Source organism: Bacteroides sp. BFG-637 (genome assembly GCF_024793605.1).
GTDB lineage: Bacteria > Bacteroidota > Bacteroidia > Bacteroidales > Bacteroidaceae > Bacteroides > Bacteroides vicugnae.
The window spans coordinates 4,233,084-4,257,589 of record NZ_JANUPD010000002.1 but is presented as its reverse complement, the minus strand read 5'-3'; the positions used below and the strand labels follow the sequence as shown (position 1 = coordinate 4,257,589).

Sequence of the window (24,506 nt, the reverse complement as noted above, 5' to 3'; positions counted from 1 at the left end):
GTTAATTATTTTCACATTGTTCCCGACATGTCGGGAACAGCATTTTAAAATCTTTGCTGATCTTCGCCCATGCTTTTGAAAGACAAAGCAATTACTGAATTAAAAACTTAAAAAATTAAATGATGACAAACGATTTCAGAATGTCTTATTTCATGCCTCCCATTGCTCCCATCAAAAATGAACAGGGACGGATTGTTACTCCTGCAACACTTATTCCCTCCTGCGAAGTCTCCGTAGAGCAGGTTTTTCAAATGATAACCTGCAACGAGAATCTCAAAATTCTGACCGGACAAGTACGCAATTCCGAAGATATACGGACCGCAAAAGCATCACTATTGCCTTATGTGACTCCCTGTGGTACGTTCTCGCGTCGAAACAGCAAATGTTTCGTAGCTTCTTCACATCTGGTGGTGGTAGATATCGACCATCTCGACTCCTATCAGGAGGCAGTGGAAATGCGCAGCACATTGTTTAATGACCACCTTCTGCATCCTGTACTCACGTTTATCAGTCCCAGTGGACGGGGTGTGAAAGCATTCGTACCCTACAATCATTTACCCATGGCTAACGACACAAACAGCATCATCGAAAATATGGAAGCTGGCAATGATGTTCACCGTGCTGCTCTATGGTACGGAAACACCTTCTCCATTCGGAGAAAAACGCAAAGGGGTAGACTTTTCCGGTAAGGACATTGTAAGGTCTTGCTTTCTTAGTCATGATCCGGGAGCGTTGTTTAGAAACAGTAAATAATCAAAATTATAAATTACAAATTAAAATTATGGACGAAATTGAATCGTTATGCCGCCTCTGTGAGGCGGTTGAAACTGCAGGAGCGGATATTGCCCCTACGTATGCTGAATATGTACAACTGGCGTTCGCCATTGCAACGGATTGCGGAGAAGCGGGACGCGAGTTTTTCCATCGGCTGTGCCGGGTGTCTGCCAAATACGAACGGGAACATGCCGAACGGATATTCTCCAACGCACTTACTACCCGGCATGGAGATGTCCATCTGGGCACTGCATTCCATCTTGCTGAAAGGACGGGTGTAACTCTCTGCAAAGAGGAAATGATGAACCACCGGAGAAATGCAGAAAATGCAGAAAATACACCGGCCAAAAATCTCACACACACGCACGTATATAATAAGGTGGACAATGAAGAACCGGACGAATCCGAAGAGCTGCAGGACGGTAGTGAACCGAACCAGCCATTGCCCTCTTTCACCGAAGCGGACTGGCCGAAAATCCTGTTGCTCATCATGAGTTATGCCACCAGCCCCACACAACGCGATGTCATGCTGCTCGGAGCATTGACCGCCATAGGTGCCAGCATGGAGCGATATGTGAGATGTCCATACGCCGGCAAACTCCAATCTCCTTGCCTGCAAAGTTTTATTGTAGCCCCTTCCGCCTCGGGTAAGGGAATTCTTTCGTTCATCCGGCTGCTTGTAGAGCCTATTCATGACGAGCTCCGCCAACAAGTAGCGGAAAAGGTCAAGACCTACAAGAAAGAGAAAGCCGCCTATGATGTCATGGGAAAGGAGCGCTGCAAAGTGGAAGCTCCTCAAATGCCCAAGAATAAAATGTTTCTCATTTCGGGTAATAACACCGGAACGGGTATTCTGCAAAATATCATGGATGCCAACGGCACAGGGCTTATCTGCGAAACCGAAGCGGACACCATCTCTGCAGCTATCGGCTCTGAATACGGACACTGGAGCGATACGCTCCGCAAAGCGTTCGACCACGACCGTCTGTCGTACAACCGACGCACCGACCAGGAATACCGGGAAGTAAAGAAAAGCTATCTTTCCGTCCTGCTTTCCGGTACACCCGCACAGGTAAAACCACTTATTCCATCGACAGAGAACGGTCTCTTCTCGCGCCAGCTGTTTTATTATATGCACGGTATATGGACATGGATCAACCAGTTTGAAAGTGGCGAAACCGATCTGGAAGCTGTCTTCACAGACATAGGTCTGGAATGGAAAAAGCAACTGGACCTGATGAAAGCACACGGGCTTCATACGCTCCGGCTCACTGATGAACAAAAGCAAGAGTTCAATGCTCTCTTTGCCGATCTGTTTTTCCGTTCGGGACTCGCCAACGATAACGAAATGAGCAGTTCCATAGCCCGACTGGCTGTCAACACGTGCCGTATCATGGCAGAAATAGCTATGATGCGTGCACTGGAATGCGACCAGCCTTATCAGTTCAAAGGTTCTTCCGCCCCTCTGCTGACTCCTGACAAGGAGATTGCTGCCGATAATATCAAAGACAGCATTATCACCCGTTGGGATATGACAATCACCGCTGAAGATTTCCATGCGGTGCTGGAGCTTGTAACTCCGCTCTATCGTCATGCCACACATATCTTATCTTTTCTTCCTTCCACAGAGGTCAAACATAGAGCCAATGCCGACCGGGATGCACTTTTTGAAATAATGGGCAACCAGTTCACCCGCACACAGTTGTTGGAGCAGGCTGAAAAGATGAAAATCAAACCTAACACAGCTCTTAGCTGGCTGAACCGTCTGATAAAAAAAGGATTGCTTATCAATACAGACGATAAAGGCGTTTATACGCGCACGCATGTGTGCGTGTGTTAGGGAGCCCCCGGAAAAAGTGCATTCTTTGCATTTATATAACAACAGGACGTTTCATGAAATCTAAAGCGGCGCTTTAGAGGTGGTAAAGCATAGCTTTACGATTGCTAAAGCGGTGCTTTACTTTTCCGCTCTTCTAAGGTTCTCCCAAGGCGTCTACAATCACTCTCACCTCCAACGGGGTGAATGAGCGGCGCTTTGATTCGTAACCTAAGTCGTACAGACGTTGCAGAAGTCCGGGACATAAAGAGATCCATTTCTTCATCTTTCGATATGCAGCAATGTCAGTTAGTTCCGGAGAATAAAGTTGAGCCAGTTCCATGCGGCCGTAGGCACGTATTTTGAATTCGTTCATAATGAATAAGTTTATGATTTACAGTTACAAAAATAACAAAACATATCCACATATCCTACGTTTTTCCATTGAATAACCGACTGTTACTGCGCATAATTGACAACAATCGTACGCAAGCGCATACTATTGATTTTCCAAGGTTTGAGGGTAGTATCTTTGTATTGTCGAAAGGGAAAAGAATCCCTCGGACACGATGTTTAACCCTTTAATTTATTGTTTTATGATCCGTTACAAAATTTATCAAAACCAACAACAGAAAGGCCTGAATGCAGGCAAGTGGTTCGCCCGTGCGGTAAGCGACGAGACGTTTGATTTGGCAAAGCTTGCCGAGCATATGTCGAAGCACAATTCACCGTATTCCGGTGGTGTCATCAAAGGTGTGCTTTCCGACATGGTTGACTGTATCAAAGAACTGCTGCTGGATGGCAAATGTGTGAAAATCGACGACCTTGCCATCTTTGGTGTGGGCATCCGCAGTAAGGCGGCTGATACGCTGGAAGATTTCTCACTGGAGAAAAACATCACTGGTATGCGTCTGAAAGCCCGTGCTACCGGTAATTTGTCAACCACCAACCTGAAACTCGACAGCCAGTTGAAGCAGCAGGCCGAATATCAGAAACCGACAACTGCCGGAGGAGGTTCTGATTCGGGTGACAACCCTGATCCGAAACCGGATGGTGGCGGTGAAGCACCTGATCCGGCTGCTTAAGGGATTCACCACGGAGGACACCGAGGACACAGAGTTTTTTCACCACAGATTATTTCTTTCCTCTGTGTCCTCCGTGGTGAATAAAAAAACTATTATCAATTTATTTAAAACTTCTTATCTATGAGTAATTCATCATCTCCCCGCTCCGTATGGAGCTTCATCATCAAAGTGATTATCACCGTTGCCACCGCTATCGGAGGTTTGATCGGAGTACAGAGCTGTATGTAGTCCTATGCGTACCATCACTCTGATTATCATTCATTGCAGTGCCACGCCGGAAGGAAAGTCCCTTTCGGCGGAGGCTTGCCGACAAGATCATATCTTGCACCGGAGATTCCGTGACATCGGCTATCATTTCTACATCACCCGGGACGGAGAAATCTGCCAGGGTCGTCCTCTGGAAAAGGTCGGGGCACACTGCCGTGACCATAACACCCATTCGATAGGTATTTGTTATGAAGGAGGGCTGGATATGGCAGGACGTCCCAAAGACACGCGTACATTGGCACAACGGGCTTCTTTGCTCGGTCTGCTCCGCGAATTGAGGAAAATATTTCCTAAGACGTTGATTGTAGGCCATCATGATTTGAATCCGATGAAGGAGTGTCCGTGTTTTAATTGTACGGAGGAGTATCGGGAATTAGGTGGTATTATCTAAGTATATTGACCAGCAAACTGGCAATAGACACCAGGATGGAAAATCCCGAAACCCACATCGTCGTACTTGTTCCTATGTCTGCGCTCTGCGCTTTGGTTTTATTAGGAGTGACATACAGGATGTCATTCTGTTGCAACTGATAATAAGGAGAGATTAACAAATCCGCGTCGTTCAGATTGAGTGTGACAAACTGTTTATGCCCATTCCTGTCTTCGCGGATTAGTTTTACATTATCACGAACACCATAAATTGTTAAATCTCCTGCCATGGCAAGTGCCTCGAGCACATTGATCTGCTCATTCACCACCGGATAAACACCGGGGGAAGCCACTTCTCCCAAAACCGAAACTTTAAAGCCGGACATACGGACTACTACCGTAGGACGTTCTTTCACGTAAGATTTCAGTCTCTCCGTTATCAGATTTTCAGCTTCACGACTTGTTAAACCGGTTAAAGAAAGTTTACCTAAAACCGGATAGTTGATATTCCCCTGGTCATCCAGCAGAAATGTACTGCCTTGTTCATTGAATGGCTGCGAAACAACCGGATCGGAAGTGGAAACAAAAATGGAAACCTCATCGCCCGGTATCAGTCTTGCGTCCTGAACAGGTGCAACTTGCGTATTCGCCTGTTTCAAAATCTCCGCATCCTGTAAATAAGGTACTTTCTTATAGGACTGGCAAGCCGAGAAAAAGAAGAAAAAGAATATCAGTGCAAAAGCACAGGATAATTTCGTATTCATGTAAATGGTGGATAAATAATGACTGACGGGTATTAGTTTTTCTCGCAGATAGCCTCGACATAACCAATAGGCATATTAACACAAGCGCATCCCAGCATATTCAGCCGGACAGCAATCTTGCTTTTGCCATCGACATTGACCAGTTCACCAACCAGCCCGGTCAGAGGTCCTTTCACAACACGGACCCTTTCACCACGTGCCAAAGGAGAACTGTTCATACAAATAGCTTCCTCTGAATAGTCGAGCATGAAACGGAAACGAGCCATCTGCTCATCAGGGATCACCGCCGGAGAACTCTCACCGCGCATCACCATATAACGGCTAACAGTAGAGAAACCCAGAACTTCTTTGCGTTCTTTCGGATTTACATGCACAAACACCATCATGGGCAGAAGAACGGACTCAACCATCTTGCGCCGGTCACTCCACTGGTGAATTTCTTGTTGGACAGGAACGAAATTCTCAATCCCCATTTTAGATAAACGCTCGGCTACTTTCTTCTCGTGGTGCATACGAACCAGAGCGACATACCAGCGTTTAGAGTGTGCTACGCCTTCCCCTGTCCCATCACTAGGCCCAGCACTAATTGATTTTGGTTTTGTTAAAATCATGTTTTTTTACCCCATGTTATTCCGTTACTTCTTAGGTAACGGACAATACATACACAAGGCACGCATCTCAATAAAAATGGAAATCACATATAGGAATAGGGCACAAGAATGGAACTGCCTAATACTCAACAGGAAAAATCCAGAGATTAGGCAATAAAAAAGTATAGAGCATGAAAATTAGATTATTTCATGTTCGGATAGTTTTTTTCCTTATATTTCAGATAAAACGAAAAAAAGTGGAAGAATATTTGCTTACTATCTATGTTTTTGTCTATCTTTGCGTCAAATTTAAGTTCCGTTACCTAAGAAGTAACGCACATATATCAATACTGACTACTAGCACTTTACACTTTTCTTTCTGTCTACACAACAGTTTCTGACGTAAGATAAATTCCCTTTATTTACCTCTGTACGTTCTTTAAGTCCAAAGCCCTTTAAATAGATTTGTGTTGTTTTTATAGATTTATGGCCCAATGATTCACTAATCATTTCAATAGGTACTCCCCGATACTTCGCTGTCGTTGCCCAAGAGTGGCGAAGTGTATAGGAAGTGACGGGAGATTGCAGACGTAAAGCTCTAGCCAAGTCTTTCAAACAATTATTGAACTGACGGAGAGCGGACTGATATTCCCGATACCCTTTTTCATCCTGACGTTTCTGTTTGCCGCTAAGAATGTCAAACAGATAATCCGGACGATCGGGTTGGGCATCTTCCCTGTTACGGAGCTGGTTGATCATTTCCCTGGCTGTATCAAGCACTTCCACACTCATCGGAGTTTTGGTTTTGATACGATTATACCGCAACACATTCTGATCCAAAGCCGATTTCTCCAAATGAGCCAAATCGGCAAACGACATTCCACAAAACTGGAACATCAGGGCAGCAATAGCCTGTGTACGACGCAATCGCTCCGACTTTGGATCTTCATATAGAAGCTTATGCAATTCGACAGCAGGCAGGGCTTTTTTCTGGCGGATATCCACACCTGTATAAACATCATGAAACAGTCGCGGCACATAAGACGCAATACCTGCTTCCACTCCCCGGTTGTAAATGCTACGAAGCATACGCATATACGTAGAAATCGTGTTGGGCTTCAAACCACACTCGTAAAGGTACTGCCCGTAACGCCGTAAACTTTCCCGGGTGACTTGTCTGAACGACACATTGAGCGTGCCGCAAAACTTGCTGAAAGAGAAGAGAGCATTCTTGTAAACATGTGCTGTAGAATGGCGTCCCTCCTTTCGCAAACGGCCGATGTAGAACTCTGCACACCGGCTAAATCCATTTTTGTTCCTCATTACATCATTTATTATTTTATATATTTCAAAAAAAATCATCCGGCTTTGTCCATCATGAGAACGGAACAAAGTCGGATGAATTCCATTTTGTACGATATTATCTTACACGTATGTTTCCAGCAGTTTCACATTTCCTCCTTCGGGAGTGATTGTGACATCTTGCGTGGTAGCAGGCAACAGGATAGATTCTCCTGCACTGACAGTCAGTTCATTACCTTCATTGTCTCTCATCTTGCAGGATCCTTCCATACAGATAAAGATTACGAATGAATCGAGTTCGGAATAGTCGCAACTGATTTCTTCAGTCATGTCATACAGAGAAGTCGTGAAGTAAGTGCAAGCAACCAATTCTACCGGTTCGTCCTTCAACGGTTCGTATTTAGTGCGATAGTCATCCAATACCTCATAGTTGATGGCTTCACGGGCTAAATCGGTGTGAAGTTCACGGGTTTTGCCATTCGCATCTTTACGGTTGAAATCGTAGATACGGTAAGTTATATCAGAGGTCTGCTGAATCTCGGCGATGAAAGAACCTGCCCCGATGCTGTGCACACGTCCGGCAGGAAGGAAGAATACATCACCCGGATGAATTTCATATTCCTGCAATACGTCGGTAATCGTATTGTTCAACACGCGTTCTTTATATTCTTTCGGGGTAATCTGTTCAGAGAATCCTGAACGCAATTTAGCTCCTTTGTCGGCATCTACCACATACCACATCTCGGTTTTTCCCATCGAATTGTGGCGTTTCTTCGCCAACTCATCTGTCGGATGTACCTGGATTGACAAATCCTGTTTGGCGTCGATGAACTTAATGAGCAGTGGAAATTTATTGCCGAAACGAGCATAATTCGCTTCTCCAACCAGCTCCTCGCGATACTTTCTGACCATATCGGCCAAGGTTAGACCTTTATCCGGACCATTAGCCACTACGGATTCATTGTTCTCAACGCCAGAAATCTCCCAGCTTTCTCCTACTCCTTTCAAGTCTGAATTCAAATGCTTGAATGGAATAATTTTGTCGCCCCCCCAAAGCGTCTGCTTCAGAATAGGTTCGAATTTTAATGGATACATTTTTGTTTTTCTTGTTATAAACTTAGATTAAATTCGCTCGGATTGTTACAATCCGGCAACAAACATACAAAAAATAGTTCAGTTTTTAAGAAAAGGAGGATGAAAATTCATTTAAGAAAGCATCTTTTATTCTTGCATTCGAAGAAGATGAAGTAATAAAGCTAAACTTTCCTAAAGCATCTACTATATTTAGCCGGAATAATTTGTGAGTAAGAAAGAATTTCCCTTTATTTGCAGGAAAATTTTAATAATACCAGACATGAATAACACATTCCCAACAGAAGGGAATCTATCAGGGCTTAGCCGGAAAGATTTCCAAAAGGATATAAATGATAAGAAAACTGATTTATTTATCCTCAAAAACGCAAAGGGAATGGAAGTAGCTGTAACCAATTACGGATGCGCCATTCTTTCTATCATGGTACCGGACAAAAACGGTAAGTATGCCAATGTAATCCTCGGACACGACAGCATCGACCACGTCATCAACAGCCCGGAACCTTTCTTAAGCACTACTATCGGACGCTACGGCAACCGTATTGCGAAAGGAAAATTCACTTTGTTCGGCGAAGAACATGAACTCACGATTAACAACGGACCTAACTCTCTGCATGGTGGACCTACCGGTTTCCACGCCCGTGTATGGGATGCTGTCCAGATTGATGAGAGTACGGTGCAATTCAACTATGTTTCTGCCGATGGCGAAGAGGGATTCCCCGGCAATCTGGAAATAGAAATGACCTACCGCCTGGACAACGAAGTAAATGCACTGAATATCGAATACCGAGCTACCACCGACAAAGCTACAGTCGTTAACTTGACTAACCACGGTTTCTTCAACCTCGCCGGTATTTCCAACCCTACTCCTACCGTCAACAACCACATCGTTACGATCAACGCTGATTTCTATACGCCTATCGACGAAGTTTCTATCCCTACCGGTGAAATTGCCAAAGTAGAGGGTACTCCGATGGATTTCCGTGCCCCGCACACTGTAGGCGAACGTATCGACGACAAATTCCAGCAACTGATTTTCGGTGCAGGATATGACCACTGTTACGTACTGAACAAGTTGGAAAGCGGTTCGCTCGATCTGGCTGCCACTTGCAAGGATCCGGAAAGCGGACGTATCATGGAAGTATATACCACCGAAGCGGGTGTACAACTCTATACAGGCAACTGGCTCAACGGATTTGAAGGTGCACACGGAGCTACATTCCCTGCCAGAAGCGCTATCTGCTTTGAGGCACAGTGTTTCCCGGATACTCCGAACAAACCGCATTTCCCATCGGCTACTTTGCTGCCGGGTGATGAATACCAACAGATCACTGTCTACAAATTTACGGTAGAAGAATAAGATTTGAAAAATAACTAACCTAATTTTATAAACTAACATTTTTTTGAACCATGACACAAGAAAAAAAGAATGGAAAAATCATTGCGATCATTACGATGATTTTCCTTTTCGGTATGATTTCATTTGTTACTAACCTCGCTGCCCCTATGGGTATCGTATTGAAAAACCAGTTCGACGTATCAAACGCATTAGGTATGCTGGGAAACTTCGGAAACTTTATTGCTTACGCAGTAATGGGTATTCCGAGCGGCATCCTGTTACAACGCGTGGGCTATAAGAAAACAGCACTTATCGCAGTAGCTATCGGCTTCATAGGCGTAGGTATCCAGTTCTTATCCGGCCATTCAAGCCCGGAAATGGCTTTCGCTGTTTATTTGATCGGTGCATTCGTAGCAGGTTTCTCTATGTGTTTGCTTAACACTGTTGTGAACCCGATGCTGAACAAACTTGGTGGCGAAGGTAACAAAGGTAATCAGCTTATCCAGGTAGGTGGCTCTTTCAACTCTGTAATGGCTACCATTACTCCGATGTTTGTAGGTATCCTTATCGCCGGATCTATCGAAAAAGCTACTATTTCTCAAATATTCCCTGTGATGTACACCGCTATGGCTGTGTTCGCTTTCGCATTCTTCGTGCTTTTGTTTGTACGCATACCAGAGCCTAACGCCGCTACCGCAACAGAACCTATCGGTAAATTGATGAAAGGTGCTTTGAAGTTCCGTCATTTCGTCCTGGGAGCTATTGCAATCTTTGTATATGTAGGTATTGAAGTAGGTGTACCGGGAACTTTGAATTTATTCTTGACAGACCCTGTAGAAAAAGGTGGAGCAGGTATCGCTTCTACAATCTCGGGATTCGTAGTAGGAACATACTGGTTCCTGATGTTGATCGGACGCTTGACAGGTGCTTCTCTTGGTGCTAAAATCTCCAGTAAGGCTATGCTTACATTTACTTCTGCTTTAGGTTTGATTCTGGTATTCCTTGCCATCTTCTCATCTACAGAAACAATGGTTGATCTACCTGTACTTCAACAAAGCGCTACCGGTAGTTTGTCATTCGGATTTGCAGAAGTTCCTATCAATGCCATGTATCTGGTATTAGTGGGCTTATGTACTTCTATCATGTGGGGTGGTATTTTCAACCTTGCTGTAGAAGGTTTAGGTAAATATCTGGCTGCTGCTTCCGGTCTGTTTATGGTACTGGTATGTGGTGGAGGTATCTTACCTGTAATTCAGGGATTAGTAGCCGATATCGCTGGTTTCATGCCTAGCTATTGGGTTATTATCGCCGCTTTGGCTTACCTGTTGTTCTACGGTCTGGTAGGTTGCAAGAATGTAAATAAGGATATTCCTGTGGAATAAACAATCACATAGAATAGAATTCAATTTATTCACCTTTAAAATATAAATATCATGGATACAGAATACGTAAGAAGTCGATTCATTAAACACTTTGACGGAACTACCGGCTTTCTATATGCTTCTCCGGGCCGTATCAACCTGATCGGCGAACACACTGACTACAACGGTGGATTCGTTTTTCCGGGAGCGGTAGATAAAGGGATGATTGCTGAAATCAAACCGAACGGTACTGACAAAGTAAAGGCTTACTCTATCGACTTGAAAGATTATGTGGAATTTGGCTTGAATGAAGAAGATGCTCCACGCGCCAGCTGGGCAAGATATATTTTCGGTGTATGCCGTGAAATGATCAAACGTGGCGTTGACGTGAAGGGATTCAATACTGCTTTCGCAGGTGATGTGCCTCTGGGTGCAGGTATGTCTTCTTCTGCTGCTTTGGAAAGTACATATGCTTTCGCATTGAACGAACTGTTCGGTGAAAACAAGATAGATAAGTTTGAATTGGCTAAAGTGGGTCAGGCTACAGAACATAACTATTGTGGTGTGAACTGCGGTATTATGGACCAGTTTGCTTCCGTATTCGGTAAAGCAGGCAGCTTGATCCGTCTGGATTGCCGTTCACTGGAGTATCAGTATTTCCCATTCCATCCGGAAGGTTATCGCCTGGTTCTGATGGATTCAGTGGTGAAACACGAATTGGCTTCTTCTGCTTACAACAAGCGTCGCCAAAGCTGTGAAGCTGCTGTTGCCGCTATCCAGAAAAAACATCCGCACGTAGAATTCCTGCGCGACTGTACAATGGCTATGCTGGAAGAAGCAAAAGCTGATATCAGCGCTGAAGACTATATGCGTGCAGAATACGTAATCGAGGAAATCCAACGTGTACTCGACGTTTGTGAAGCATTGGAAAAGGATGATTACGAAACTGTAGGTAAGAAGATGTACGAAACTCATCATGGTATGAGCAAGCTGTACGAAGTAAGCTGCGAAGAACTCGACTTCCTGAATGACTGCGCTAAAGAATACGGTGTTACCGGTTCACGCGTGATGGGTGGCGGATTCGGCGGTTGTACGATCAACCTTGTCAAAAACGAATTGTATGACAACTTCGTTGAAAAAACAAAAGCTGCTTTCAAAGCTAAATTCGGCAGAAGCCCGAAAGTGTATGATGTAGTAATCGGCGACGGTTCCCGCAGACTGGAATAAGAATTCATTCGAAATTAAATAAGTAAGAAGGGCGGCTTCCGTGAGGAAGCCGCCCTTACTTTTACAATTAACAAAAATTTAAAACCTATTACTTGGTATTCTGAGCTAACACATCTATTTATTTCTTCTTAAATTTATAAACAGCAAATGTAGTCGGTTCCAGTTCGGTAACAAACACGTTGCCTTCAATCGATACCGGAGTTTCCTGTGGAGTGATGGCGGAAGGTTGTTCAAGCGTGTTATCCTTGTCAAGATCAAGCGAATGAAGTTTGATGCAACGGCCGTCTGAAAGTACATCCTGTTTTTTCAAACCTTCAAAGTTCAATGAAATCGGTTGGACCGTGGCGGAAGTGTTAGCCACCTTAACAATCAGTTCATTCTTATCCTTATCATAAACAGCACTGGCAAAGAGTCCGTTTTGCCCTTCAGCTCCTGTTACATTTTTCTTATTCATGGTAAGCGGAAGCACGTTAGTTCCTTTGTTATGTGCAAACAACTGCTGTACATAATAGCTTGTAGTACGCACGGAATTCAGGTTATCAAACCAAATCATATCCGGACGCCATTGCCATCCTTCTACGTGAGCGAAAAGAGGAGCATAAGTAGCCATGTGTACGATGTCAGCGTTACGTTCCAATCCGGTCATAAAAGCAGCTTCAAGCAGAGCAGCATGGTAATGATTCCATTTTTTGCCTTTTCCGTGGCAGGCATATTCTCCGGCAAACACTTTCGGACCTTTACGGTCATAGTTGTCATAGCGTGCGCCTTGTGTCAGAAACCAGCTTTCAGGACGATAGAAGTGTTCGTCCACCAAATCAGCTTTCAGACGTTTCATTTCAGGCCACAAATAATCAAACTCTTTTCCTTCGGAATTCGGACCGGAGCTACCTACGATTTTGATTTCCGGATGAGCCTTACGAATGGCTTTGATAAACGGTTCAAGACGTTCGGGATATTCTTTTCCCCATTGTTCGTTACCGATACCGATAAACTGCAGATTAAATGGAGCAGGATGTCCCATATCGGCACGTACCTTCCCCCATGTAGTATTGACGTCACCATTGGCAAATTCTATCAAATCGAGTGCATCCTGAATATAGCTATCCAGATCACAAACTGCAACGTGAGCTTTCGAATCATTATTCTGATATTGACAGGAAAGACCGCAATTCAGAATCGGAAGAGGCGCTGCACCCATTTCTTCGGACAACAGGAAGTATTCGTAGAATCCTAATCCATAGCTCTGATAATAATCCGGGAAGAAACGATGGGTAAAGGTATATTGCCAACGGTTCTCATTCAAAGGGCGGTTTTCTACGGGACCTACCGATTTTTTCCAGTCATAACGGGTATTGAGGTCAGTACCTTCTACGATACAACCACCGGGGAAGCGGAAGACTCCGGGATGAATATCCGCCAATGCTTGTGCTAAATCTTTGCGAAGACCATTTTCATGTCCTTTCCAGGTATTGACCGGGAAAAGAGAAACGTGCTCCAAATCAACCGTTCCTTTAGAAGTAAGGAAAATGCGGAGTACGGATTTTGGATGGGTAATGCCGGACTTCAAGATGACTTGATACTTTTTCCATTCGTTGGAGTCAATCGTCAGATTCTCTGCGGCAAAAGCCTGACGTTCACCCATTGATTTAGTATCGACAAGTTCGATCCTCAATGTTTCTTTCGTACTTCCTTGCGGCAAACGCGCCCAAACAGAAAAGCGATACTCCTCTCCTTTCTTGACGCCAATACCGAAAAAGCCTTCGTTATCCAGGCCGGTATGTTTGTGTCCGTGTCCCGGATCGGAAAGGCGTACATAATGCGGATTACGTTCAAAAGGTCCGTCATCCATCAGTGTCACTTTGCCATAGGTATTCCATCCCATCAGATGCTGGGGGAACTCGAACGAGCGGTTCTTTACCAGTTCCGCGTATAATCCGCCATCAGCAGCATAGTTGATGTCCTCCAAAAAGAGTCCGTACATAGTAGGTTGGATTTCCGCTCCCAGCTTCTTCGTTTGTATCACCAACTCATTGGTTTGCGCATGAAGTGCAAGGTTAGTAAACAAGGCTAATACTGCCAATAAATTTGTGTATCTTCTCATGGTTCTCAATAAAAAATTATATATAGTTAAAATGCAAAGATAATCAGATTCTCAATTTTCCGCGTACCCGATTTTATCATAAACAGGTGTTTATCGGTCAAAAAGGATCAAATTCCATTCATTTGCACAAATTTCCATCTGGTATCCGTATTTATAATACGAAATCAGATAAAAAAACACCTATTTATTACAATCATATAATACAAATATGAACTGCAGGAAAGCGTATATTTATATATATAATAAGGTGTGGAAAAAATTATAAAACATACCATTTATGCTGCATAACATATAAGAGTGTATTTGACACACCAAACAAAAGTGTTACTTTTACACCCAAAATAAGATAAGCATCTCATTTACATTAAAAATAAAACCATGAAAAAACATTTTCTACTTGCAGGAATTGCCGTGCTGATGCTGGCTGCGTGCAATAACAAACCGGCTTCCGAGCTGACCTTGTCCGGTCTTGATCCGGTAAAATTTCAAACAGAAGTGAATAATGCCCAAACAGCTCTTTACACACTAAAGAATAAGGCAGGCATGGAAGTATGCATCACTAACTTCGGAGGACGTATCGTGTCTATCATGGTACCCGACAAGAACGGTCAGATGCAGGATGTAGTTTTAGGTTTTGACAGCATTGCTGATTATATCAATATTCCCAGCGACTTTGGCGCTTCTATCGGACGCTATGCAAACCGTATCAACCAGGGACGTTTTGTATTGGATGGCGATACGATCCAGTTACCACAAAACAATTACGGACACTGTCTGCACGGAGGTCCGAAAGGCTGGCAATACCAGGTTTATGAAGCCAATCTTATCGATCCGACAACACTGGAGCTGACTCGTATTTCACCGGATGGAGATGCTAATTTCCCGGGCAACGTAACAGCTAAAGTGACTTACAAACTGACTGATGACAACGCTATCGACATCAAATATAGCGCAACTACTGATAAAAAGACGATCATCAACATGACCAACCACTCTTATTTCAATCTTTCCGGTGATCCGTCTAAAATTTCAACCGACCATATCATGTATGTGAATGCAGACTACTATACTCCGGTAGACAGTACCTTTATGACTACAGGCGAAATTGCTCCGGTTAAAGACACTCCGATGGACTTTACTACTCCGAAAGCCGTGGGTAAGGAAATCAATAACTATGATTTCGTTCAATTAAAGAATGGAAACGGATATGATCATAACTGGGTATTGAACACTAAGGGAGATCTTTCTCAAGCAGCCGCCAAACTTACTTCACCCGAAAGCGGCATTACTCTGGAAGTATATACCAACGAACCGGGTATACAGGTTTATACAGGTAACTTCCTCGATGGAACCGTAACCGGCAAGAAAGGTATCGTTTACAACCAACGTGCTTCCGTTTGTCTGGAAACACAACACTATCCTGACAGCCCTAACAAGGCAGACTGGCCGTCTGTTGTTCTGGAACCGGGACAAACTTACAACAGCGAATGTATTTTCAAATTCTCTGTAGAGAGATAATATTAACTCATAAATCATTTTTATCGTGGAAGCATTAGATTGGCTAGTAATCGGAGTCTTTTTTCTGGCTCTGATTGGTATTATTGTTTGGGTAGTCAGACAAAAACAAAATGACTCGGCAGATTATTTCTTAGGTGGACGTGACGCAACATGGCTTGCGATCGGTGCCTCTATCTTCGCATCGAACATTGGCTCGGAGCACTTGATCGGACTGGCAGGAGCCGGAGCATCCAGTGGTATGGCTATGGCTCACTGGGAAATTCAAGGATGGATGATTTTGATTCTGGGATGGGTGTTCGTGCCTTTCTATTCACGAAGCATGGTATATACGATGCCGGAATTCCTGGAACGCCGCTATAATCCTCAATCACGTACTATCTTGTCTGTAATCTCTCTGGTTAGTTATGTCTTGACCAAAGTAGCCGTAACTGTATATGCCGGTGGTCTGGTGTTCCAGCAGGTATTCGGCATCAAAGAACTTTGGGGAATTGATTTCTTCTGGATTGCAGCTATCGGTCTGGTAGTGTTGACCGCAATTTATACCATTTTCGGAGGTATGAAATCCGTTCTTTATACTTCTGTTCTTCAAACTCCAATCCTATTGTTAGGCTCCTTAATTATCCTTGTGCTTGGTTTCAAAGAACTAGGCGGATGGGACGAAATGATGAGAGTCTGTGGTGCTGTGACCGTAAATGATTATGGTGATACCATGACCAACCTGATTCGTAGCAATGATGATGCAAACTTCCCATGGTTGGGTGCTTTGATCGGTTCAGCTATCATCGGATTCTGGTACTGGTGTACTGACCAGTTTATTGTGCAGCGTGTACTTTCAGGAAAGAATGAGAAAGAAGCTCGCCGTGGTACTATCTTCGGAGCTTACCTGAAACTGTTACCTGTATTCCTTTTCTTGATTCCGGGTATGATTGCATTCGCATTGCACCAGAAATATATCGGTGCCGGTGGTGAGGGGTTCCTTCCGATGCTGGCTAATGGAACTGCAAATGCCGATGCCGCTTTCCCGACATTGGTTGCCAAATTACTTCCTGCCGGGGTAAAAGGTCTGGTAGTATGTGGTATTCTTGCCGCTTTGATGAGTTCTCTTGCCTCTTTGTTCAACTCATCGGCCATGTTGTTCACTATCGACTTCTACAAGCGTTTCAGACCGGAAACTCCGGAAAAGAAACTGGTTGGTATCGGCCAGGTTGCAACAGTTGTAATCGTTATTTTAGGTATTCTTTGGATTCCTATCATGCGTAGTGTAGGTGATGTACTTTACACTTATTTGCAGGATGTTCAGTCAGTCCTGGCTCCAGGTATCGCTGCTGCGTTTTTACTGGGGGTCTGCTGGAAACGTACTTCTGCTCAAGGTGGTATGTGGGGACTGATTTCCGGTATGGTCATCGGCTTGACGCGTCTGGGTGCTAAAGTATACTATAGCAACGCGGGTGAAGTGGCTGATTCTACATTCAAATATTTGTTTTATGATATGAACTGGCTGTTCTTCTGCGGATGGATGTTCCTATTCTGTATGATTGTAGTAATCGTAGTTAGTCTAACAACAAAGGCCCCGACAGCAGAAAAGATTCAGGGACTGGTATTCGGTACAGCTACTAAAGAACAAAAAGCGGCTACTCGTGTCAGCTGGGATCACTGGGATATTATTCATACTGTAATAATCCTGTCTATTACAGCCGCTTTCTACTGGTATTTCTGGTAATTAAATAATTCACTACGACAACAATGAACAATTATTATAGCTCAAATCCGACTTTCTATGTCGGCATCGACTGTATCATCTTCGGTTTCTCCGAAGGGGAAATCAGCCTGCTCCTGTTGAAGAGAAACTTTGAGCCGGCAATGGGTGAATGGTCTCTGATGGGAGGATTCGTGCAGAAAGATGAAAGTGTGGACGATGCCGCCAAACGTGTATTGCATGAGCTCACCGGACTGGAAAACGTTTATATGGAACAGGTGGGAACCTTCGGAGCGATTGACCGCGATCCGGGTGAACGGGTAATCTCTGTGGCTTATTACGCGTTAATCAACATCAATAAATATGATCTGAATCTGGTTCGGAAACACAATGCTCACTGGGTGAAAATAAACGAGCTTCCCCCACTTATTTTCGACCATCCTGAAATGGTGGAGAAGGCACAGGAACTGATGAAACAGAAAGCGTCCGTGGAACCTATCGGATTCAATCTGCTTCCGAAACTCTTTACGTTGACTCAACTGCAAAGTCTATATGAGGCCATTTATGGTGAGACGATGGATAAACGGAACTTCCGTAAAAGAGTGGCTGAAATGGATTATATAGAGAAAACTGATAAAATTGATAAACTAAGTTCTAAACGCGGCGCTGCCTTGTATAAGTTCAATGGCAAGGCTTACCGCAAAGACCCGAAATTTAAAATCTAATCATTATGCTGGAAGAACTAAAAGAAAAAGTATTTCATGCCAATCTCGAATTGGTAAAGCATGGATTAGTCATCTTTACCTGGGGAAATGTTTCTGCCATTGACCGTGAAAGCGGATTGGTAGTAATCAAACCCAGTGGTGTAAGTTATGATGACATGAAAGCCGAAGATATGGTAGTAGTGGATCTGGATGGCAAGGTCGTTGAAGGACGGCTGAAGCCATCTTCAGACACCCCTACTCACGTAGTGCTTTACAAAGCATTTCCGGAAATCGGAGGAGTGGTACATACACACTCTACCTATGCAACAGCATGGGCACAAGCCGGATGTGACATTCCGAATATCGGAACCACTCATGCAGATTACTTCCATGATGCCATTCCCTGCACAGCGGATATGACGGAAGCGGAAGTGAAAGGTGCTTACGAGCTGGAAACCGGTAATGTAATAGTGAAACGTTTTGAAGGCTTGAACCCTGTACATACACCGGGAGTATTGGTGAAAAATCATGGTCCTTTCTCTTGGGGAAAAGACGCATACGACGCCGTACACAATGCTGTGGTTATGGAACAGGTAGCTAAAATGGCAAGTATCGCTTATGCGGTAAATCCCAATTTAACAATGAATCCGCTGCTGATAGAGAAACATTTCAGCCGCAAGCATGGCCCGAATGCTTATTATGGACAGTAAAACAATTAAAAATTATAAATTTAAACTATAACATGATGAATAACGTATTTGATCAATATGAAGTATGGTTCGTAACAGGAGCACAGCTTTTGTACGGAGGTGACGCAGTAATCGCAGTAGATGCACACTCTAATGAAATGGTTAACGGATTGAACGAATCCGGTAAACTTCCTGTAAAGGTGGTATACAAAGGAACAGCTAATTCTTCTAAAGAAGTGGAAGCTGTTTTCAAAGCAGCCAACAATGACGAAAAGTGTGTCGGTGTTATCACTTGGATGCATACGTTCTCTCCTGCTAAAATGTGGATTCACGGCTTGCAACAGTTGAAGAAACCTTTGTTGCACCTGCATACTCAATTCAACAAGGAAATTCCTTGGGATACCATGGACATGGACTTCATGAATCTGAACCAGTCTGCTCACGGTGACCGTGAATTCGGACATATCTGTACCCGTATGCGTATCCGTCGTAAAGTGGTGGTAGGTTACTGGAAAGAAGAAGAGACTTTGCATAAGATTGCCGTTTGGATGCGTGTTTGTGCCGGTTGGGCAGATTCACAGGATATGCTGATTATCCGTTTCGGCGACCAGATGAACAACGTAGCTGTAACCGATGGTGATAAAGTGGAAGCTGAACAGCGTATGGGTTACCACGTAGATTACTGTCCGGTAAGCGAATTGATGGAATATCACAAAGATATCAAGAATGAAGATGTAGATGCATTGGTAGCTACTTACTTCAAGGAGTACGATCACGATGCTTCTTTGGAAGATAAATCAACTGAAGCTTACCAGAAAGTATGGAATGCTGCCAAGGCTGAACTGGCTATGCGTGCTATCCTGAAAGCTAAAGGTGCGAAAGGGTTTACTACCAACTTCGACGATTTGGGCGACATTGAATACAATGGTTTCGATCAAATCCCGGGTCTTGCCTCACAACGTCTGATGGCGGAAGGTTACGGATTCGGTGCTGAAGGTGACTGGAAATCGGCTGCTCTTTACCGCACTGTATGGGTAATGAATCAGGGACTTCCTAAAGGCTGCTCATTCCTGGAAGATTACACTCTGAACTTCGATGGTGCAAACAGCTCTATCCTTCAGTCACACATGTTGGAAATCTGTCCGCTTATCGCTGCCAACAAACCTCGTCTGGAAGTACACTTCCTCGGTATAGGTATCCGCAAGAGTCAGACTGCACGTCTGGTCTTCACTTCAAAAGTCGGTACTGGCTGCACTGCTACTGTTGTAGATATGGGTAACCGTTTCCGTCTGATCGTGAACGACGTAGAATGTATCGAGCCGAAACCGCTGCCTAAGTTGCCGGTTGCTTCTGCTCTCTGGATTCCGATGCCAAACCTTGAAGTAGGTGCAGGTGCATGGATTCTGGCTGGTGGAACTCACCACTCTTGCTTCTCTTACGACCTGACAGCAGAATATTGGGAAGATTATGCTGAAATCGCAGGTATCGAAATGGTACATATCAACAAGGATACTACGATCAGCTGTTTCAAGAAAGAACTGCGCATGAACGAAGTTTATTACATGTTGAATAAAGCACTTTGCTAAACCTTAAAATATTGATTTCAACATGAAATTAGATGCAAAATCAACCATCGAGGCAGGTAAAGCTATTCTTGGCATAGAACTCGGTTCAACACGAATAAAAGCTGTCTTGATTGACCAGGAAAACAAGCCTATTGCTCAAGGTAGCCACACTTGGGAAAACCAGTTAGTTGACGGACTTTGGACGTATAGCATTGAAGCCATCTGGTCAGGGCTGCAAGATTGCTATGCCGATCTTCGTACGAACGTAAAGAATGCATACGGCATAGAGATCGAGACGCTGGCTGCCATCGGTGTCAGCGCCATGATGCATGGTTATATGCCATTCAACAAAAAAGAAGAAATCCTCGTGCCTTTCCGCACTTGGAGAAACACCAATACAGGCCGCGCAGCGGCTATTTTGTCCGAACTATTTGTCTATAATATCCCTCTGCGGTGGAGCATTTCCCACTTATATCAGGCTATTTTGGACAACGAAGCACATGTGAATGAGATTGACTTCTTGACCACTCTGGCAGGTTATGTGCATTGGCAGATCACAGGCAAAAAGGTGTTGGGAATAGGTGATGCATCGGGTATGCTTCCTATAGATCCGACTACTAACAACTATTCTGCCGAAATGGTGGCTAAGTTCGATAAGCTGATTGCTCCGAAAGAATATAGCTGGAAGCTGCAGGATATTCTGCCTAAAGTATTATCGGCAGGTGAAAATGCAGGTGTCCTCACACCGGAAGGTAGTAAAAAGCTCGACGTATCGGGCAATTTGAAAGCAGGAATACCCGTTTGTCCTCCGGAAGGAGATGCCGGCACCGGTATGGTTGCAACCAATGCTGTGAAACAGCGTACCGGAAATGTATCGGCAGGTACTTCTTCATTCTCTATGATTGTATTGGAGAAAGACTTGTCCAAGCCATACGAAATGATCGACATGGTCACAACTCCTGACGGAAGCCTTGTAGCCATGGTACATTGCAATAACTGTACTTCTGATCTCAATGCATGGGTCAACTTGTTTAAGGAATATCAGGAACTTCTGGGCATACCTGTAAATATGGATGAAATCTATAGTAAACTCTACCATATCGCACTTACCGGTGACACAGATTGCGGAGGTCTCCTTTCATACAACTATATTTCAGGCGAACCTGTAACAGGACTTGCGGACGGAAGACCGTTATTTGTACGTTCTGCCAATGACAAGTTCAATTTGGCCAACTTTATGCGGACTCACCTATATGCTTCAGTAGGCGTTCTCAAGATTGGTAATGATATCCTGTTCAACGAAGAAAAAATCAAAGTGGATAGAATTACAGGTCACGGAGGACTGTTCAGAACAAAGGGAGTAGGTCAAAGAATCCTTGCAGCAGCCATCAACTCGCCTATTTCGGTAATGGAAACAGCCGGTGAAGGTGGTGCCTGGGGGATTGCCTTGTTAGGTTCTTATCTCGTGAACAACGAAAAGAAACAATCTCTTGCCGACTTCCTGGATGAAAGTGTATTTGTCGGAGATGCCGGTGTCGAGGTATCACCCACACCCGAAGATGTAGCCGGTTTTAATACATACATCGAAAACTACAAGGCAGGATTGCCCATCGAAGAGGCAGCGGTCAAATTTAAATAGTTGACAATTGGTAATTCCTTGTTATATATTCACCAAGAAATTGCCGACAAATCGCTGTTTAGCAAGAACCAATTCTCACTAAATATTAACATTAACTATCCCCACCCCTCTCCTCTTTGGGAGAGGGAAAAGGGGAGACTATTACCATGAAAACCACCTCGTTCATACTTGGCCTTGTCCTGTCCGCCTCACTGGCTAAAGCACAAAATGCTCCACAGGTGTCTTACTTCCCTTTACAGAATGTAAAACTATTGGATAGCCCGTTCCTGCAAGCCCAACAGACTGATTTACATTATATACTTGCCTTAAACCCCGACCGTCTGCTCGCTCCTTTTCTACGCGAAGCAGGTTTACAACCTAAAGCTCCCAGCTATACCAACTGGGAAAATACCGGATTGGACGGACATATCGGCGGACATTATCTATCCGCCCTCTCCATGATGTATGCCGCTACCGGAGATACTGCTGTCTACAACCGCCTCCACTATATGCTGAATGAGTTGCATCATGCACAGCAAGCTGTAGGTACAGGATTCATCGGAGGAACTCCGGGAAGTCTCCAACTTTGGAAAGATATAAAAGCTGGAAAAATCCGTGCCGGAGGTTTCGACCTTAACGGCAAATGGGTACCTCTATACAATATACATAAAACGTATGCAGGATTACGGGACGCTTACTTGTATGCAGGAAGCGATCTGGCACGCCAAATGCTGATTGACCTTACAGACTGGATGATTGACATCACTTCCGGTTTGAGCGACGAACAAATGCAGGATATGCTTCGTAGCGAACATGGCGGATTAAATGAGACTTTCGCTGATGTGGCTGAAATCACAGGCGACAAGAAATATCTGGAACTGGCCCGCCGTTTCTCCCACAAACTTATCCTCGACCCGCTTATCAAAGATGAAGACAAGCTGACAGGTATGCACGCCAACACACAGATTCCCAAAGTGATCGGTTACAAACGAATAGCCGAACTTTCGCAAGATGACAAGAGTTGGAATCATGCTGCTGAATGGGATCATGCCGCCCGTTTCTTTTGGAATACGGTAGTCAATCACCGTTCCGTCTGCATCGGAGGAAATAGTGTCCGTGAGCATTTCCACCCGGCGGATAACTTCACGTCCATGCTGAACGACGTTCAAGGACCGGAAACCTGTAATACTTACAACATGCTCCGTCTTACTAAAATGCTTTACCAGAATTCTCACAATCCCAACAATACACAGGAGCCTGATCCCAACTACGTAAACTATTACGAACGTGCGCTTTACAATCACATTCTTGCATCGCAGGAACCGAATAAGGGTGGATTTGTCTATTTCACTCCCATGCGCCCGGGACACTATCGTGTGTACTCACAACCGGAAACATCCATGTGGTGCTGTGTCGGTTCTGGCTTGGAGAATCATACCAAATACGGTGAATTTATTTATGCACATCAGAAAGATACGCTTTATATCAATCTCTTCATCCCTTCACAACTGACCTGGAAAGAGCAAGGCGTAACTTTGACACAGGAAACCCGATTCCCTGACGACGGTAAGGTAACTTTGCGAATAGATGAAGCGCCCCAGAAAAAACGTACTTTAATGATACGTATTCCGGAATGGGCTAATCAATCCAAAGGCTATAGCATCAGCATCAATGAGAAAAGAAAAATATTCATTATGGCAAAAGGTAATCAGTATCTCCCTCTCTCCCGCAAATGGAAGAAAGGAGATATCGTTACTTTCAACTTACCGATGAAAGTCAACATGGAACAGATTCCCGACAAGAAAGATTATTATGCTTTCTTATACGGTCCTATCGTTCTTGCAGCTTCCACGGGCACTGAACACCTCGATGGTTTATATGCCGATGACAGTCGTGGCGGACATATCGCTCATGGCAAACAAATTCCATTACAGGAAGTTCCGATGTTGATAGGAAATCCCGATTCCATCCGTAAGTCTCTTCACAAAGAACAAGGTAGCCGGATCGCTTTCAGCTACAACGGAGATGTTTACCCTGCACAAGGCAAAGCATTGGAGCTTGTTCCCTTCTTCCGCCTGCATAATTCCCGCTATGCCGTTTATTTCCGGCAGACAAGCGAAGAGCAGTTCAAAGCCATTCAGGAAGAAATGGCAACGGCTGAACGAAAAGCAACCGAATTAGCTAATCAAACCATTGATCTTATCTTCCCCGGCGAACAGCAGCCGGAATCCGACCATGGCATCCAATATGAGCAGGCAGAAACCGGAACGAACACAGACCGGCACTTCCGTCGTGCCAAAGGTTGGTTCGGCTATCAACTGACAGTAAAAGAAGAAGCAAGCCGCATACTGATTACAATACGGAAAGATGACCGTAACAAAGTAGCTATTCTACTGAATAATGAAAAGTTGGCTGTTAATCCAATGATCAGTGAAGCAGATAAAGATGGTTTTATCACCCTTTCTTATGTCCTGCCTCAAAAACTGAATACAGGCAGCTGTCCGATACGTTTCATCCCTGACGGAACGGAATGGACACCTGCAATTTACGAAGTACGTTTACTAAAATAAACGTTCAAAAAGAAATAACCATCATCAAAATCAAACATCTATATAATCATTAAACAAAT

20 protein-coding genes and 1 pseudogene are annotated in these 24,506 nt (G+C 44.2%); 15 read left to right on the top strand and 6 right to left on the bottom strand.

Annotation, left to right across the window (positions count from 1 at the left end):
- The first annotated feature begins 122 nt into the window (after positions 1-122).
- Together NXX38_RS16345 and NXX38_RS16340 are read left to right on the top strand one after the other, a co-directional pair.
- Positions 123-753 (top strand): annotated as a pseudogene (locus tag NXX38_RS16345) (BT4734/BF3469 family protein).
- 28 nt (positions 754-781) lie between these two features.
- Positions 782-2,614, top strand: coding sequence for a DUF3987 domain-containing protein (locus NXX38_RS16340; protein WP_258980218.1), 1,833 nt, complete (start codon positions 782-784; stop codon positions 2,612-2,614).
- A 133-nt stretch (positions 2,615-2,747) separates the two neighbouring features.
- Here the strand turns inward: NXX38_RS16340 and NXX38_RS16335 are convergent, their stop codons facing one another.
- Complete coding sequence (locus tag NXX38_RS16335; protein ID WP_004297475.1) at positions 2,748-2,966, bottom strand: DUF4248 domain-containing protein; 219 nt, start codon at positions 2,964-2,966, stop codon at positions 2,748-2,750.
- Positions 2,967-3,186: 220 nt separating this feature from the next.
- Here NXX38_RS16335 and NXX38_RS16330 point away from each other — a divergent pair, with 220 nt between their 5' ends.
- The 3 genes from NXX38_RS16330 (at position 3,187) to NXX38_RS16320 (ending at position 4,333) form a co-directional block, all read left to right on the top strand.
- Positions 3,187-3,675, top strand: a complete 489-nt coding sequence (locus NXX38_RS16330; protein WP_148366283.1) for a DNA-binding protein — start codon at positions 3,187-3,189, stop codon at positions 3,673-3,675.
- A gap of 120 nt (positions 3,676-3,795) precedes the next feature.
- Positions 3,796-3,903, top strand: a complete 108-nt coding sequence (locus NXX38_RS16325) for a smalltalk protein (protein WP_004297473.1) — start codon at positions 3,796-3,798, stop codon at positions 3,901-3,903.
- A gap of 4 nt (positions 3,904-3,907) precedes the next feature.
- A complete protein-coding gene (locus NXX38_RS16320) occupies positions 3,908-4,333 on the top strand; it encodes an N-acetylmuramoyl-L-alanine amidase (protein ID WP_148366281.1) in 426 nt (141 codons plus the stop codon).
- On the opposite strand, the gene NXX38_RS16315 is transcribed toward NXX38_RS16320, so the two are convergent.
- From NXX38_RS16315 to NXX38_RS16300, 4 genes are all read right to left on the bottom strand, one after another.
- Positions 4,326-5,075 (bottom strand): polysaccharide biosynthesis/export family protein, encoded by a 750-nt coding sequence (locus NXX38_RS16315; protein WP_234133809.1) that lies wholly within the window; start codon positions 5,073-5,075, stop codon positions 4,326-4,328. The two genes, NXX38_RS16320 and NXX38_RS16315, sit on opposite strands and share 8 nt — an antisense overlap.
- A 32-nt stretch (positions 5,076-5,107) precedes the next feature.
- Complete coding sequence (locus tag NXX38_RS16310; protein WP_148366277.1) at positions 5,108-5,686, bottom strand: UpxY family transcription antiterminator; 579 nt, start codon at positions 5,684-5,686, stop codon at positions 5,108-5,110.
- Between the two features lie 336 nt (positions 5,687-6,022).
- Positions 6,023-6,988 carry a tyrosine-type DNA invertase cluster 3b gene (locus NXX38_RS16305; RefSeq protein ID WP_195650653.1) on the bottom strand — a complete coding sequence of 322 codons (966 nt, stop codon included), beginning with the start codon at positions 6,986-6,988 and terminating at the stop codon, positions 6,023-6,025.
- A 102-nt stretch (positions 6,989-7,090) separates the two neighbouring features.
- Positions 7,091-8,062 carry a type I phosphomannose isomerase catalytic subunit gene (locus tag NXX38_RS16300; protein WP_117515077.1) on the bottom strand — a complete coding sequence of 324 codons (972 nt, stop codon included), beginning with the start codon at positions 8,060-8,062 and terminating at the stop codon, positions 7,091-7,093.
- A gap of 259 nt (positions 8,063-8,321) precedes the next feature.
- On the opposite strand from NXX38_RS16300, the gene NXX38_RS16295 reads away from it, so the two are divergent.
- From NXX38_RS16295 to galK, 3 genes are read left to right on the top strand one after another with little or no spacing between them, the layout of a single operon-like run.
- Positions 8,322-9,419 carry an aldose epimerase family protein gene (locus NXX38_RS16295; RefSeq protein WP_074556472.1) on the top strand — a complete coding sequence of 366 codons (1,098 nt, stop codon included), beginning with the start codon at positions 8,322-8,324 and terminating at the stop codon, positions 9,417-9,419.
- Positions 9,420-9,469: 50 nt separating this feature from the next.
- Positions 9,470-10,780 carry an MFS transporter gene (locus tag NXX38_RS16290; protein ID WP_074556471.1) on the top strand — a complete coding sequence of 437 codons (1,311 nt, stop codon included), beginning with the start codon at positions 9,470-9,472 and terminating at the stop codon, positions 10,778-10,780.
- Positions 10,781-10,831: 51 nt separating this feature from the next.
- The gene (gene galK / locus NXX38_RS16285) at positions 10,832-11,986 is read left to right on the top strand and encodes a galactokinase (protein WP_195650654.1); all 1,155 of its coding nucleotides are present in this window, start codon (positions 10,832-10,834) and stop codon (positions 11,984-11,986) included.
- A gap of 118 nt (positions 11,987-12,104) precedes the next feature.
- On the opposite strand, the gene NXX38_RS16280 is transcribed toward galK, so the two are convergent.
- Complete coding sequence (locus NXX38_RS16280; RefSeq protein WP_258980215.1) at positions 12,105-14,087, bottom strand: alpha-L-arabinofuranosidase C-terminal domain-containing protein; 1,983 nt, start codon at positions 14,085-14,087, stop codon at positions 12,105-12,107.
- 378 nt (positions 14,088-14,465) lie between these two features.
- Here NXX38_RS16280 and NXX38_RS16275 point away from each other — a divergent pair, with 378 nt between their 5' ends.
- The 7 genes from NXX38_RS16275 to NXX38_RS16245 all read left to right on the top strand — a co-directional run bounded on the left by NXX38_RS16275 (position 14,466) and on the right by NXX38_RS16245 (position 24,447).
- Positions 14,466-15,605, top strand: coding sequence for an aldose epimerase family protein (locus tag NXX38_RS16275; RefSeq protein ID WP_148366267.1), 1,140 nt, complete (start codon positions 14,466-14,468; stop codon positions 15,603-15,605).
- Between the two features lie 25 nt (positions 15,606-15,630).
- Positions 15,631-17,325, top strand: a complete 1,695-nt coding sequence (locus NXX38_RS16270; protein WP_148366266.1) for a sodium:solute symporter — start codon at positions 15,631-15,633, stop codon at positions 17,323-17,325.
- A 23-nt stretch (positions 17,326-17,348) separates the two neighbouring features.
- Positions 17,349-18,026 (top strand): NrtR DNA-binding winged helix domain-containing protein, encoded by a 678-nt coding sequence (locus NXX38_RS16265; RefSeq protein ID WP_074556461.1) that lies wholly within the window; start codon positions 17,349-17,351, stop codon positions 18,024-18,026.
- Between the two features lie 5 nt (positions 18,027-18,031).
- Positions 18,032-18,715: an L-ribulose-5-phosphate 4-epimerase gene (locus NXX38_RS16260; RefSeq protein WP_074556460.1), complete on the top strand. Its 684-nt coding sequence runs from the start codon at positions 18,032-18,034 to the stop codon at positions 18,713-18,715.
- Between the two features lie 35 nt (positions 18,716-18,750).
- Positions 18,751-20,280, top strand: a complete 1,530-nt coding sequence (gene araA / locus NXX38_RS16255; RefSeq protein WP_148366378.1) for an L-arabinose isomerase — start codon at positions 18,751-18,753, stop codon at positions 20,278-20,280.
- A 22-nt stretch (positions 20,281-20,302) separates the two neighbouring features.
- Positions 20,303-21,898 carry a xylulokinase gene (locus tag NXX38_RS16250; RefSeq protein ID WP_148366264.1) on the top strand — a complete coding sequence of 532 codons (1,596 nt, stop codon included), beginning with the start codon at positions 20,303-20,305 and terminating at the stop codon, positions 21,896-21,898.
- Positions 21,899-22,044: 146 nt separating this feature from the next.
- The gene (locus tag NXX38_RS16245; protein WP_258980214.1) at positions 22,045-24,447 is read left to right on the top strand and encodes a glycoside hydrolase family 127 protein; all 2,403 of its coding nucleotides are present in this window, start codon (positions 22,045-22,047) and stop codon (positions 24,445-24,447) included.
- Positions 24,448-24,506 lie beyond the last annotated feature (59 nt).